This is a genomic window from Halomonas sp. AOP43-A1-21, assembly GCF_052376775.1.
Classification (GTDB): domain Bacteria; phylum Pseudomonadota; class Gammaproteobacteria; order Pseudomonadales; family Halomonadaceae; genus Vreelandella; species Vreelandella colorata.
Genome location: NZ_JBQSWC010000041.1, coordinates 19,788 through 32,374 on the forward strand (window position 1 = coordinate 19,788; position 12,587 = coordinate 32,374).

Genomic DNA, 12,587 nt, shown 5'->3' on the forward strand with positions numbered 1-12,587 from the left:
AAATTTTTTTAATTCTCCCCCCAACTGGGGGGAAGTGATAAAAATTTGCCACCTTCCCCCAGTACTGGTGGGAATTGAAAAGGTAATGAGAGGGTTGAAGCATTTCTCAATGGATGCAATACTGATTTTTACAAACCTTAAAGTTTGAAATAAACTCTCTAAGGCGAAGTGACTTGCGCTTCGGTTTAGCTGTTTAACAGTGAAACGTGGAGGTCTGAATGGGTACGAACGTAGGGCTGGATATCGGCTATAGCAACACCAAGCTGGTTTACTCAGGCGGCGATGAAGGGCATCAGGAGTCCGTCTTTCCTGTAGGGGTGTCGCGCCTCGATCAATTCAATCGGCAGATTAAAGGCATTACCGGCGGTGATGTTGATACCACCATTGTTATGGTAGATGGCGTTGAATATGCCGCTGGTATTGCACCAGGTAAAGTGTTGGGTAGCTCACGCGATATAACGGAAAACTACATTAAAACGACGCAGTATAAGGCACTTTTCCATGCTGCGTTATTATATACAAATGATCGCCAGGTAGATCGCTTAGTGACGGGGTTGCCGGTCACGCATTGGCAGAACGAAGAATTAAAAAACGATATTAAAAAGATGATGGCAGGGGAGCATCAAGTTGCTAAAAAGAGAACCGTAACCGTGGATGAAGTTGAGGTCATTCCACAACCAGGCGGTGCATTTTTAGATGCTATTCACTACGCTGAAAGTAACGACGATCAAGATACCGTAGAAGCATTAACAGAAGGTAGTGTTATCATCATTGACCCTGGCTTTTATAGCACTGACTTTGTAGTTTTTGAAGAAGGGGAGTTAAATGCTGAGTTGTCCGGTACAACCCTTTTAGCAACGTCTCGGATTATTGATAGAGTGGCTGAATTGGTCAGCGCAGACTACGGAGCGGCACCAGGTAAGAGCCTCAAGTCTGAAAAAATTGAAAGTTTAATACGCGCAAATTCGCATATAGTACGCTATGCAGGACAGAAAATAGACATCCAACCTTACATCCAAAAAAGCGCATTGGAAATCTCTCAGGCTGCTATAAGCGAAATTGCGGGTAGTATGCGAAATACGGTACTTGATACTGTTGTGGTTGCAGGGGGCGGTGGGGCATTTTTTGAACCTGAAGCACGGCGAATTTTCTCACATTGCGAGATTATCCAGCCCTCTGATCCGGTGCTGTCCATCGCTCGGGGCTATCACGGCTGGGCCGCACGATAGCGTTTATTGGCATTACAGCTGGTGGTAGCACTGATTACCGCCAGCTTTATAATCATTGGAGAATCCGTGATGCACGACTTTCAGCAATCACAGCCGCTTGTCATCAACATCATGCTGTACCGCCGCCGCGATGGTGATCTGTACAGAGAACTCATGTCCGTCCCTAATAAATACCGTGCGGAGCGTCTGCGCAATCTCGCTAACCTATGCTGCTTGATGCGGGAAATGGGGGGCATTGCCGTTGACAGTGAGCGATTGCATTCACTCGCCGAAAGGCACTATAGCAGTATCGTCAGTGATGACGTGGAGGATAGCGACGGAGACGAGACAGAATCTTCCATGCCGCTAAAATTGACCGTCAATTTCTACAATTATCCCGAGTTGTACCGCGACCTGGCAGCCATTCCAAACGGTAATGTTTCCAGTCGGGTAAAAGCCCTTGCGTCGGCGGGGGCATTACTCAACGATATTTCACGCTTGGCTCGCCATGCTGATAATCAAGGGCTGTCGACCCGCCCATCACAAAACCCGCAGGCACACGCTATCGTCAAAGAGCCCGTTGATCCTGGTATGGCAAGCATAAAAGAGGAAGGTGAGGTTGAGATGGGAACCCAAAAAGGAGAAGCAGATACAAGTGTGGAGGCGGATGCCTCAACAGAGCCGTCAGTAGCAGACGATAAGCGGGATAACACGCCTAAAAAGTCCAGTGCCATCGGCAAAATCAGAATGTAGTCACCAACCTGTAGTGGTTCAATAAAACCGGACACCAACGTAGGTGGTAATATGGCCACCAAAAGCGAGGTGTCTGATGACCAAGAAACGACGTACTTTTTCGCCTGAATTTAAGCAAGAAGCTGCCAGGCTGGTACTGGATCAAGGCTACAGCTATCACCAAGCTTGTAGCTCGTTGGGTGTCGGTGAAAGCGCCCTCCGACGCTGGGTTCACCAGCTTGCGGACGAGCGTCAAGGAATAACGCCTAAGGGCAAAGCGTTAACCCCAGAACAGCAGCGTATTCAGTAGCTTGAGGCTCGCTGCAAACGTCTTGAGATGGAAAAAACCATCCGAAAAAAGACCATCGCTCTCTTGATGTCGGACGATATGAATCGTACGCGCTGATAGACCAGTTGAGTGAGCAAATGCCTGTTGAAATGGTCTGTAATGCGTTTGATATTAGCCGCTCCAGTTACTACGAATACCGCCAGCAGTGGCACCGCGTGGATGTTGAGCGTCTGGCCTTAAAAGCTCAGGTAAGCCGCCTTTTCAAAAAGAGTCGCCGCTCAGCTGGCAGCAGCTCAATCAACGGGTTGCTCGGCGAAGAGGGCGTCACCATCGGCCGTTTCAAGGTTCGGTGTTTGATGAGCGAAATGGGGTTGATCTGCAAGCAGTCAGACCCTCCTGCTGACAAGCAGGCGACTGTTGGGCGACCTGATATTGCGAATCATCTTGGCCGCAAATTTACACCAGACCAGCCCAATCAGGTCTGGTGACATCCCTTATATCTGGAGTGGCCAGCGTTGGAGCTATCTGGCCGTTGTGTTGGATCTTTATGCTTGTCGTGTTGTTGGCTGGGCCATGTCGTGCAGCCCGGATGCAGATTTTGTTGTGAAAGCGCTGGATCATGCTTGGGAACAACGTGGTCAGCCTAAGAGCGTCATGTTCCATTCCGATAGTAAGACTACAAGGTGCCAGGTGTTTCTGGGTTGATCCGGCACTTATAGTAATCGATCTATTCTGAGGACCTGGTGCCGTGAGGGCTCTTGGGTCTCCTGACCCACATTCTGATCGACCCGGCTAGTGTGTCTTTCCTTGGACCTGTCGGTGATCCAGGAGCACTGGCGGCGAGGTTTCGCCTCGTCGAAGCATGTGACTCAAGAAGGGCCTGACCGCCTGCCTTATTACTGTCGTGTCCAGGCTATCGAACTCGGTGAAGCCATCCTGAATCAATAGCTTGGAGATCCACTATGAGTCAGCAACCCAGTGATCGCTCCTTCATTATCGGCGGTGTTGATACCCACAAAGAGCTGCATGTAGCCGCCGTCGTGGATGTCCATGACCGTGTGCTTGGCACCACCAGCTTTCCTACCACCCGGCATGGCTACAAGACTATGCTGACCTGGATGTGCTCCTTCGGCGATCTCAGCCGGGTGGGAATCGAATGCACCGGTACCTATGGAGCCGGCCTGCTGCGCTACTGACAGCGCACAGGCATCACTATCTTGGAAGTCACGACACTCGATAAGACCGTACGGCGCAAGCGCGGCAAGGATGACGCAATCGATGCAGAGAATGCCGCTCATGCGGCCTATGTGGGTATTCGCACTGTCACCCCGAAGACACGTGTCGGAATGATCGAGTCCTTACGTGTCCAGAAGGTTTGCCGAAAAACTGCGGTCGCGGCTCGCCGTGTGGCCCTCCAGATGATCCAGACTCAAGTGGTCTCGGCACCAGGGGAGCTGCGCGATCTGTCGAGGAACATGGCGCGAATACAGTTGCTTCGGACGCTGGCGGCATGGCGTCCCGATTTGAACGGGTACCGGGATGTCACGATGGCTTACCGCATCGCCCTAAAATCCCTCGCACGCCGCTACCTGGAACTGCACGACGAGCTTGCCGATTTGTAGGTCATGATCAAAGCTATCGTCGATGAGCTGGCACCAAAGTTGGTGTCTCGAACAGCAGTAGGCTACGAGACGGCCCCACAGCTACTGATCATGGCAGGCGATAATCCGGACCGCCTTGGCTCAGAAGCCAGCTTTGCGGCGCTTTGTGGCATTAGTCCTATTCCTGCCTCGTCAGGTAAGACGCAGCGGCACCGGCTCAACCGGGGTGGCGATCGCGCTGCCAATAGTGCGCTGTATATCATCGCCATCAGGCGGCTACGTCTGGATGCCGATACGCAGGCATGGCGGGTGGGAGAGGGCCACTCCAAGCTGGAAGCCATCCGATGCCTGAAACGCTATGAGCTCTATTATGTGCTGCGTAGCCGTCATCGGGATATCAATCAGACGCAAATCGCCACTTGACACTTAGAAGGGCGTCCAGGGCAGTCAATATGCAAGCCGCAAGTTCCGCCAACGACTTTGGCGCTATAGAATGAAACAAAGCATGAGCCGACGTGGCAACTGCTGGGACACTCGCCGACGGAAAGGCTGTTCCGGAGCCTGAAATCAGAGTGGATACCGGCGTGGGGATATCGAAATCTACCTGAGGCCAAGAAAGACGTTAGTAGCTATCTGATGGGTTACTACAACCAGCAGCGCCCTCACTCGTTTAACGATGGCCTGCCTCCCGTGGTGGCTGAGAAAAACCTTAAATCCTGAATTCAAAAATTTAATTAATGTCCGGTATTAGTTGACCACTACACACAAAGATCTTTGCCAGGGGGCTGTTCTGCTGGAATCGGGCTAACTCTTTATTCACTAAGAGGGTGTTTACTAAATATCAGGACGGGTGAGTTAATCGGTTGAGTAATTGTCGGCTTGCCGCCAGCCACACCCAAGCTTCGGATACCTGAATACTTCGATCATGGTGCATTACCAGTCGGCGTGCCTTTTCGATCCATGCATGGGTACGTTCTACGACCCATCTTTTCGGCAGGATAGTAAATCCCTTGGCATCCGGTTGCTTTGTGAAAAGGTCTTGCTGGTTGGGCGTCTTCCACCAGCCAACATTAGTATTGCCAGGATGACGCACGACCTCTACCTCAACACCATGCTGCTGGTTGATCGTCTGCGCACAGCGTCCTGCATAACCACTATCAACAAAAACTGTTGATATCCCAGAATACTTTTCGATTCCATTGGCCATAACAGGGTGCGCCCCATCGCGGTCTTGCACACTTGCTGCCGTCACACTCACCGCCAACACAAGGCCTAGCGTATCAACAAGAACGTGTCGTTTCCGGCCTTTGACCTTCTTGCCAGCATCATAGCCGCTGGCCCCGCCTTGGGGAGAATGACGTGTTGATTGGGCGTCAAGTACAGCAGCGCTTGGCATCTTGTCACGCCCTTCACGCTCTCGCCATTGAGCGCGCAATCGGTCGTTCATTTGCTCAAATTTGCCCTGCTCGCTCCAGCGCCGAAAGGTGCGGTACACGTTTTGCCAAGGTGGAAAGTCTTGAGGCAACATCCGCCACGAACAACCACTACGAACCACATAACAGCAAGCATCGACCAGTAAGCGTCGGGGGTAACTAGGCGGCTTGCCACGATGACCATCGGTATCGAAGATATCCGCAATCAATGCCCATTCTGCATCGGTCAGGCAGCTTGGGTAGCGCTGTTCTGGTGCCTGCTGTCGGTGACGATCCTGATAGCCGTAACGAGGAGGTGATTCTACCTCGGGTGGCTGATCACGTTGATCACCAGATTTCTCGGGAACTCCCTTATGCCGGGTGATGCCCGCCTCCTTAAGCGCCATCCTTAAGGTTTCGATATACAATGAGATACCGGTCTTGGCAGTAAACGAATCGCGAATTTCAACGAGCGTTGCCATCGGTTTGTCGGTGACAATCTCACATAGGATCGGATAGTGCTCAGGCTGAACCTTCTTGCGGCGTACCATGATAGCTGCTCCAGATTCAGAGTTAGTAACAACGATCATTATAGTACTTTATGTAAACACCCTCTAAGGCAATGGCGAAAAGATTGTGCTGGCGAGAGTAATGGATATTTTTGTCACTTTCTTTATAGTACATGAGGAAGTTGCTATTGTCGGTCAAGCTTTGTACAGCCTCATAGAAGCGATTGCGAATAACTTCAGTTGCATGTTCAGGGCTATTGGCTTCACTAGTTGGGACAAATGCAAACGCCCTATCAAGTTGCATCATGCCAGGGCCAGATAGCAGCGCCGACGCTAGGCCAAGCCCCAGTGACGCTCCACCTGATAAACCAAAACCAGCAGAGCTTGAGAGCGATCGCGCCGTGCCAGCATCACTCGATAGGTCGCTCATCATCGAGCTGTATTCGTCTTCACCTTGCTTTGTATCCCGTGCTTCATGTAGACCACCCACCATAGCGAGGTTGTAGGCTCGGCTGTTGCTTTCGCTGTAATTAGGATCCCCCATAGGTACGCTGGGTATGCCAGCACAGCCCGCTAAGAAGGTGAGGGCTGTTAATGAAGATGCGAGGGTGAACGTTTTCTTCATTTCTCTAGTACTGAGGTAATGAGCCCAAGTCATACCAATATGTTAACTCAGCAATGCGATTACCAAAATTTAATTAGTACGGCTTAAGTGGTACAGTGGCGGATTTGGCATGCCCCGACCACGAAATTAGAGATGATAGTGGGGGATTCCCTGGTTGTTACCTTCCTGGTTCCTGCTTCGTTGTCAGTTGCCTTCAATGCCTTGGCATTGCCGATTTTATTCAAACTCCACAGGCGGATATTTTCGAGTGCTCCTCGGTATGATATTTAAACTCTTGGCACAAGCTAACATCGCGGTGCTTGCTTATAAGATATTGCGGGCGGCATCGAGGTTTCGATCAACACCTCGGTTACCATAGCAAGGGCAATCCCTGCGACTAGTGTCGATAGGCATTTTCTCAACCTTATGCCCACAGCTCACGTAGGTTTTCGAGATGGAAAACTCCTGATCAATGTTGACCAGCTGCTTACCCTCCGCCCTTGCCTTGTATGCCAGATTTTCGATTCGCCTGCTTCAGCTGGCATCGACAATGTGGTTGGCCAGCATGCGGCTTTTACTTTCAAAAAGTAAAGCTGAATTGGGTGTGCAGATCGCCTGAGTCGTCGTCGCTATCACCCAGCAGGACGTTTTGTAGCGCTGTCACCGACTGAAATAGCTCTTCGGCACTCTCTGGCGTGAGCGTACTGAACCAACGCCTTGCCACGGCATCCCCTGTCACGTCCCAGCACACATCGTGCCCGTGTAACACCAGTACCGCTTCGCTGATGGTCCCGCACTTTTCGCAGGCGCAGTAGCGAAGCTCTGCATCGCATTTCTGGTTAACTTGTGTGCTTAGATCAGCGCTTGCGCCGCATGAACATTGCATCGTTGTTCTCCTATCTTGCTAATACAGCCCTTGCCGTTCGAAATGCTGCCAGCCACCGAGGGATACACGGGCGAGAATTTAGGGAGGGACCCCGCGTTCTGCACTCTTCGGCCTCACGCACCTGCATCGCCAGCTTATAGCGCACGTTCTACCGAGCTTGTTCAGATCAGCGTTGGCGTTGGGAATTCCTTGCTGTTCTGCCCGCGCCAGGAGGGTTTGGTTCACATTGTCGAGTGCCTGATTTTTCTGGATGATCGAAGAATATGTAAACGCCTCTAAACCGATGATAGAAACTGCCCCTACACTTACTGCAATAATTAATACCGTTACGGTTTATTTTTGAAATTTAAAATCGACAATAAGTGGTTAGCAAATAAAATATAAGTAAAAAAGTGCATTACTGCGGAAAAAAAGAAATTAATAAAAGCCACGCTACGCTACTAAAAGAGATTCTTTGCCTAATTGCAGTGCATAGAAATTTGATTTCAATATGCTGATTATCACTGATGCCGTTAAATCCAACTAATGAAAAAAGAACGTTTGTAAAATACACCGGTTATTGATATTGTAGGGTAATCCCCCCATTTATAACCGGGGCGATAAGTAGAGTTGGTTAGGCAGCCATGGCCACCTTCTGTTTCGGTGTTATCCCACCCAATGCCATGTTCGGTCGCTCGTGGTTGTACGTCCAGAGCCAGCGTGTGGCAAAATCCTGTACTTCAGCGATTGAGTCGAACAGATAATGGCTCAGCCAATCATAACGGACTGTTCGGTTGTAGCGTTCGATGTAGGCATTCTGCTGTGGCTTGCCAGGTTGAATGTACAGCAGCTCAATGCCGTTTTGCTTCGCCCAACGGGTTAGTTTGCCACTGATGTATTCCGGGCCGTTGTCGCATCGAATGGCCTTGGGCCGACCACGCCATTCGATCAACTGGTTTAAGGAGCGTATCACGCGCTCTGCTGGCAGAGAGAAGTCAGCATCGATGATCAGGCCTTCCCGGTTGTAATCATCGATCACGTTGAACAACCGATACGTTCGGCCATCGGCCAACTGATCATGCATGAAGTCCATCGACCAACAGTCGTTTAGAGCAGCGGATACGACCAATGGCGCTGGCTTGTCACGCACCAATCGTTTTTTTGGCTTGATGCGTAAGTTCAGCTCCAATGCCCGGTAAATTCGGTAGATGCGCTTATGGTTCCAGCGAAAGCCTTTCACGTTGCGCAGATACAAGTAACACAGTCCAAAGCCCCAGTTACGCTGATTGTGGGTCAGGTGCACCAGCCAGTCAGCGATAACAGCGTTCTCATGGCTCAGCTTCGCCTGATAGCGGTAACAGGTTTCACTGATCCCGAAAACCTGACAGGCCAGCCGAATACTGCAGCAACCGGCCTCAACGACATTCTTTGCCATCTCGCGGCGTTGAGATGGCTTTACCACTTTCCCTCGAGGGCTTCCTGGCGCAACTCTGCCTTCAACCGCTCTTCGGCATACATCTTCTTGAGGCGCTGGTTCTCGTCTTCCAACTCCTTGAGGCGCTTCATCATGGACGTGTCCATACCACCGTACTTGGAGCGCCATTTATAAAATGAGGCGCTGCTCATGCCGTGCTCGCGACACAGTTCAGGGACAGGCAAACCAGACTCAGCCTGCTTCAAAATCGCCATGATCTGGCTGTCAGTAAAACGTGATTTGCGCATGTGAAATCTCCTGTTTTTTCAGGTTACAAAATTCCACTTATCAACGCGATTAGTTTTCGGGGGGATTACCGTAGCACTCTAATAACCAGTACTGTATTCCTGTGTGTCTAGATTCTTCATTTAGAGATTACTCATAATGAATTGATATTCCTACGGAAGTTTTTAAATAATATGGAACAGCAAAACATCGTCGATTTGTTTAATACTGTTCTGGTTGAATATCCCGGACACCTCAAGAAAGCACAACAAACAGCAGTGGCAGCGAGCTGGGTCCGGAAAAAAGTGGCATGGTTTGGTGCATTGCACAGAATTGATGAAATCGCGAATGCACGGCAATTCCATACGCAATGGAATTATTTCTCGCTATTGATCCCATAGAAAACCTATACGCTCAAAACTCTTTTTAGTTAAACCTATAGTTTTATCTAAATCATTTTTAATTTTAGATATGGCCATGTAGCGCTCCCGCAACATTGCATAGTTGATTTCTGTTTCATCTATTATTTCACGTTCCCACGGTTCGGCCGAATTAAATGCGGATTGTTTGTATCGTGGATTGAAGCGGCTAGTACCCTTTGGCACCAGTGTCGCCATAATTCTACCCCCTGGCTCAGAAGGTGGCTTGCCACCGGCTCGCAGCCACTGGCATTGAAGCGATCCTGTTGTGACACGTATGCGAGTTATAAAGCGTGGCGCACGTCGACCTGCTTCTTCTCGGACATTCTCCCAATGCAAATCACAAATTATTTGAGCATGATTGCGTATGCGATCTAGCTCAGCCGCTAGTGAATCGCGCATGCTGTACAATTCCGAATGTGTTTTCTCAGCAGATTTTATAATATCCATAGATAACCTACGTACCCTAGTAAACCAATAATTATATATTGGTCTACAATTTTGTAAACCAAAATTTGGTCTACAATATAGAAGTTGATGATCATAGGTCAATAAGGAAGATAGCAATTTTTTTGAGACTTCTAGATATTGGTTTACAAAAATGAAGTTGATGTCTGTAGGTTTTCTCAAAAAGCGGAAAGTTAGTAGTCGTAGATCAATAGTTATTTTTCTATTGGTTTACGAATGACAAATTCACTTTTGTAGACCAATTTTGGTTTACACCAAACAAGTTTATATTTTAAAACCAATTGATTTACAGGTAGTAAGTTTAGGTTTGTAGACCAGTATAAAAGGTAGAGCGGTTTAAAACCAGTTCTCACTACGGGGCTACGACAAGCGACTTATTATTCGTAATAAAATGTTGATTTATGACAGTTTTAAATTCGTGTAGTAAGATTTGTTCAGATTAATATTTTTTTAAGTATTTCTGTGTTTTTTTAATATAAATCGAATGCTAATAATTTGTAATTCCATCCAAAATATTATTTTATCATGCGTACGATTTTTTGTAATTTTACTAGAATGATAAATCTTGTTTTTATAACTAACGGTAAAGAAGGATTGAATCTTTTTTTAGCCTATTTAGTTCTATGTTAGTAATTTTCTTGTTTTTATAGTTATATTTTATATCTTGGTCGGGGTGCATCTTTAAGAACAGTAGATGAAGTTGCCGGACTATCATTAGAGAAGCGCTGAGTAGAAAAGATGTAAAATTTAAAGTAATGGTTAGACGTTCTTAAAATATTATCAAATGGGTTGTCTTCGTAGATAGTAGAATAAATAAAAATTACCAACATGTCATTTATCCTAAGAAGTTATTTTAGGCGATCTTCATCAGTTTTTATCCTTGATAGGACTCTGTATAGAAAGTGATGCTGATCGGGGCTAATGCTAACTTGAAAAAGATACGTTTTATATTTTTATAATTTTATGCATTGAGAGTTTTTTGGCCTTGTTGATATAAGGGGTTAAGCCTAGTCCTAGTAAGTGCTAAATGTTTTATCGTTACTTTCCATAGAGTTTTTAAAAGGAGACGCTTTTTTAGGTCATATAATTAAAAGGAGATTTGTTTTAGATGTATATATTCTCTAAAAAACATGTGATTTATAATTTTAAATTCCGTAGTAATGCTTTAATTAGGGGCGCTTAAAGGAATAATCATTCGTTTGCTTTTTTCCGCTTTAAAGCTTGGTATAGACGACGTCACCCCCAGATTGAGTAGCGCTACACTTTAGAGTCCGATCCTATGCGTAAGGAGATTGGACATGAAGAAGCGTTTCAGCGAAGAACAGATCATTGGGTTCCTTGGCGAAGCCGAAGCGGGGCTGCCCATCAAGGAGCTCTGCCGTCGGCACGGTTTCTCAGAAGCCAGTTACTATCTATGGCGTAGCAAGTTTGGTGGCATGAGCGTACCCCCCTCTGTCAGCCCCAGCGATCATGGAGGTATAATCTCTCGAACAACGATTGACGGCCTTCGAACAAGCAGCGCAGGGTGTCGAGCAGCAGGCTCTTGCCGAAGCGCCGCGGGCGAGACAGGAAGTAGAACTTGTTCTGGGAGACCAAGCGCTCGATCACCGGTGTCTTGTCGACATAGTAGTAACCTCCCTCGCGGATTGTCGAGAAGGTTTGGATACCTATCGGAAGCCTGAGGTGTGGATCGGTTGCCATGCTGACCTCTCGAGTAGAAAGATATCTTCTCAGCTCACACCGCGTTTAAGTCACTTTGGCTTGCCGCTTGTGCCACCGCATAGGCAGGTGACTGCTTATGCGGCTTTCTGCTATTAGCTTACGGATATTGATTGCGGCGTTGATGTTGCTGCTTAAACCATTAGTGCTAAAGTAACAGCCTGAGGGCTCTGATTCTGAAGCGCGACAGCACTGAAGGGAGGGGAGTCAAGTGCTACGCTGATTACCCAAAACTAAACCGCATTCCTACTCCACGTCAGAGGCAATTCACTATGAGCAATAACATGCAGTTCTTTTTGGGTATCTCTCCAATCCTGTTCATCATGATTGGGACTATCTGCGCAGGTGCGTATGCAGTGTTTCGTAAGCTGAAAAATCACCGCCACTGACTTTTCAGTACCAATGAATAAAGGGCGTGAATAGCGACGAACCAGTTGCCAGCACTCCGCTCAATAAGCTTTCAGTCTTGCTAACACACGCTCTATGGCAGGTCGGTAGCTGCCTCCAAACAAAAGCAAATGATTCCGTAGCGGGTAAAGCTGAAAAAGCGCCTCTCGGCTTGGCCACTCATCAGGTGCATTGCCATTCTAGTACGCCTCAAAGAAAGCAGTACTGGGCGAGCCGAATAGGGTCAACATCGCCAGATCCACCTCAGGGAAGTGGCAGTAAACCACAGGGGCAATGATCGCGGGGCCTTGGGGCGTGAACAGCACATTGCCCGACCACAAATCACCATGCACCAAAGTCGGCGAAACATCCGGCAGCCAGCGTTCTACCCCATGGGCTAACGCTTCAAGGCGGTGACGTAAACCGTTGTTTAACAGCCCTTTAGAACAACAGGCGTTGATGAGCGGTAACAAACGCCGCTCTCGCTGAAAAGCGCGGCCATCCTTGGCTAGGGTGTTTTCCCACAGGCGTTATCTCGGAACCAGCCGTGCTCGTCCCCTGTCATCTCATGCAGCTTACGCAGTCCCTCACCCAGTGCTGACTTATCACTATGGCGGTGCGGTATTGTTTCCAACGCCTCCATCACCAGCCATTCTCCCTGCTAGGCAATCACCG

10 protein-coding genes and 5 pseudogenes are annotated in these 12,587 nt (G+C 48.4%); 7 read left to right on the forward strand and 8 right to left on the reverse strand.

All coding sequences use genetic code 11. The features are described 5' to 3' along the window. Positions 1 to 218 precede the first annotated feature (218 nt). From ACT3R7_RS18580 to ACT3R7_RS18600, 5 genes and pseudogenes are all read left to right on the forward strand, one after another. Positions 219 to 1,229, forward strand: coding sequence for a ParM/StbA family protein (locus ACT3R7_RS18580; RefSeq protein ID WP_192536164.1), 1,011 nt, complete (start codon positions 219 to 221; stop codon positions 1,227 to 1,229). A gap of 6 nt (positions 1,230 to 1,235) precedes the next feature. Continuing rightward, positions 1,236 to 1,961, forward strand: a complete 726-nt coding sequence (locus tag ACT3R7_RS18585) for a hypothetical protein (RefSeq protein WP_193057315.1) — start codon at positions 1,236 to 1,238, stop codon at positions 1,959 to 1,961. Between the two features lie 76 nt (positions 1,962 to 2,037). After that, positions 2,038 to 2,898 (forward strand): annotated as a pseudogene (locus ACT3R7_RS18590) (IS3 family transposase); the annotation flags it as partial. Between the two features lie 293 nt (positions 2,899 to 3,191). Then, positions 3,192 to 4,253 (forward strand): annotated as a pseudogene (locus ACT3R7_RS18595) (IS110 family transposase). Between the two features lie 16 nt (positions 4,254 to 4,269). Then, positions 4,270 to 4,550 (forward strand): annotated as a pseudogene (locus ACT3R7_RS18600) (integrase core domain-containing protein); the annotation flags it as partial. A gap of 121 nt (positions 4,551 to 4,671) precedes the next feature. Here the strand turns inward: ACT3R7_RS18600 and ACT3R7_RS18605 are convergent. The 5 genes from ACT3R7_RS18605 to ACT3R7_RS18625 all read right to left on the reverse strand — a co-directional run bounded on the left by ACT3R7_RS18605 (position 4,672) and on the right by ACT3R7_RS18625 (position 8,942). Further along, positions 4,672 to 5,793, reverse strand: a complete 1,122-nt coding sequence (locus ACT3R7_RS18605; RefSeq protein WP_192536159.1) for an IS5 family transposase — start codon at positions 5,791 to 5,793, stop codon at positions 4,672 to 4,674. A 22-nt stretch (positions 5,794 to 5,815) separates the two neighbouring features. Continuing rightward, on the reverse strand, positions 5,816 to 6,376 hold the full coding sequence (locus tag ACT3R7_RS18610) for a hypothetical protein (protein ID WP_192536158.1): 561 nt from the start codon (positions 6,374 to 6,376) through the stop codon (positions 5,816 to 5,818). 303 nt (positions 6,377 to 6,679) lie between these two features. Then, positions 6,680 to 6,880: a zinc ribbon domain-containing protein gene (locus tag ACT3R7_RS18615; protein WP_192536203.1), complete on the reverse strand. Its 201-nt coding sequence runs from the start codon at positions 6,878 to 6,880 to the stop codon at positions 6,680 to 6,682. Positions 6,881 to 6,935: 55 nt separating this feature from the next. Continuing rightward, complete coding sequence (locus tag ACT3R7_RS18620; protein ID WP_192536157.1) at positions 6,936 to 7,241, reverse strand: hypothetical protein; 306 nt, start codon at positions 7,239 to 7,241, stop codon at positions 6,936 to 6,938. A gap of 613 nt (positions 7,242 to 7,854) precedes the next feature. Further along, positions 7,855 to 8,942 (reverse strand): IS3 family transposase gene (locus ACT3R7_RS18625; RefSeq protein WP_192536156.1). Its coding sequence is split into 2 segments (ribosomal slippage): positions 7,855 to 8,687 and positions 8,687 to 8,942, totalling 1,089 coding nucleotides; the frame shifts between segments, so codons are not numbered across the junction. 171 nt (positions 8,943 to 9,113) lie between these two features. Here ACT3R7_RS18625 and ACT3R7_RS18630 point away from each other — a divergent pair. Further along, entirely contained in the window at positions 9,114 to 9,320 is a 207-nt protein-coding gene (locus ACT3R7_RS18630) for a hypothetical protein (protein WP_193057314.1), read from the forward strand. Here the strand turns inward: ACT3R7_RS18630 and mobI are convergent. Beyond that, entirely contained in the window at positions 9,306 to 9,788 is a 483-nt protein-coding gene (gene mobI, locus ACT3R7_RS18635) for a conjugative transfer protein MobI(A/C) (RefSeq protein WP_444614919.1), read from the reverse strand. The genes ACT3R7_RS18630 and mobI overlap by 15 nt on opposite strands. A gap of 1,316 nt (positions 9,789 to 11,104) precedes the next feature. On the opposite strand from mobI, the pseudogene ACT3R7_RS18640 reads away from it, so the two are divergent. Beyond that, positions 11,105 to 11,254: pseudogene (locus ACT3R7_RS18640) on the forward strand (transposase); the annotation flags it as partial. Between the two features lie 7 nt (positions 11,255 to 11,261). On the opposite strand, the gene ACT3R7_RS18645 reads toward ACT3R7_RS18640, so the two are convergent. Next, complete coding sequence (locus ACT3R7_RS18645) at positions 11,262 to 11,507, reverse strand: AAA family ATPase (RefSeq protein WP_226912223.1); 246 nt, start codon at positions 11,505 to 11,507, stop codon at positions 11,262 to 11,264. 467 nt (positions 11,508 to 11,974) lie between these two features. Then, positions 11,975 to 12,564, reverse strand: a pseudogene (locus tag ACT3R7_RS18650) (fructosamine kinase family protein); the annotation flags it as partial. Between the last annotated feature and the right edge of the window lie 23 nt (positions 12,565 to 12,587).

Bases quoted from the DNA above. Each gene is read 5' to 3' on its own strand.
- ACT3R7_RS18580 (WP_192536164.1), top strand. From the start codon at position 219: ATGGGTACGAACGTAGGGCTGGATATCGGCTATAGCAACACCAAGCTG.
- ACT3R7_RS18605 (WP_192536159.1), bottom strand. From the start codon at position 5,793: ATGGTACGCCGCAAGAAGGTTCAGCCTGAGCACTATCCGATCCTATGT.
- ACT3R7_RS18610 (WP_192536158.1), bottom strand. From the start codon at position 6,376: ATGAAGAAAACGTTCACCCTCGCATCTTCATTAACAGCCCTCACCTTC.
- ACT3R7_RS18620 (WP_192536157.1), bottom strand. From the start codon at position 7,241: ATGCAATGTTCATGCGGCGCAAGCGCTGATCTAAGCACACAAGTTAAC.
- ACT3R7_RS18630 (WP_193057314.1), top strand. From the start codon at position 9,114: ATGGAACAGCAAAACATCGTCGATTTGTTTAATACTGTTCTGGTTGAA.
- mobI (WP_444614919.1), bottom strand. From the start codon at position 9,788: ATGGATATTATAAAATCTGCTGAGAAAACACATTCGGAATTGTACAGC.
- ACT3R7_RS18645 (WP_226912223.1), bottom strand. From the start codon at position 11,507: ATGGCAACCGATCCACACCTCAGGCTTCCGATAGGTATCCAAACCTTC.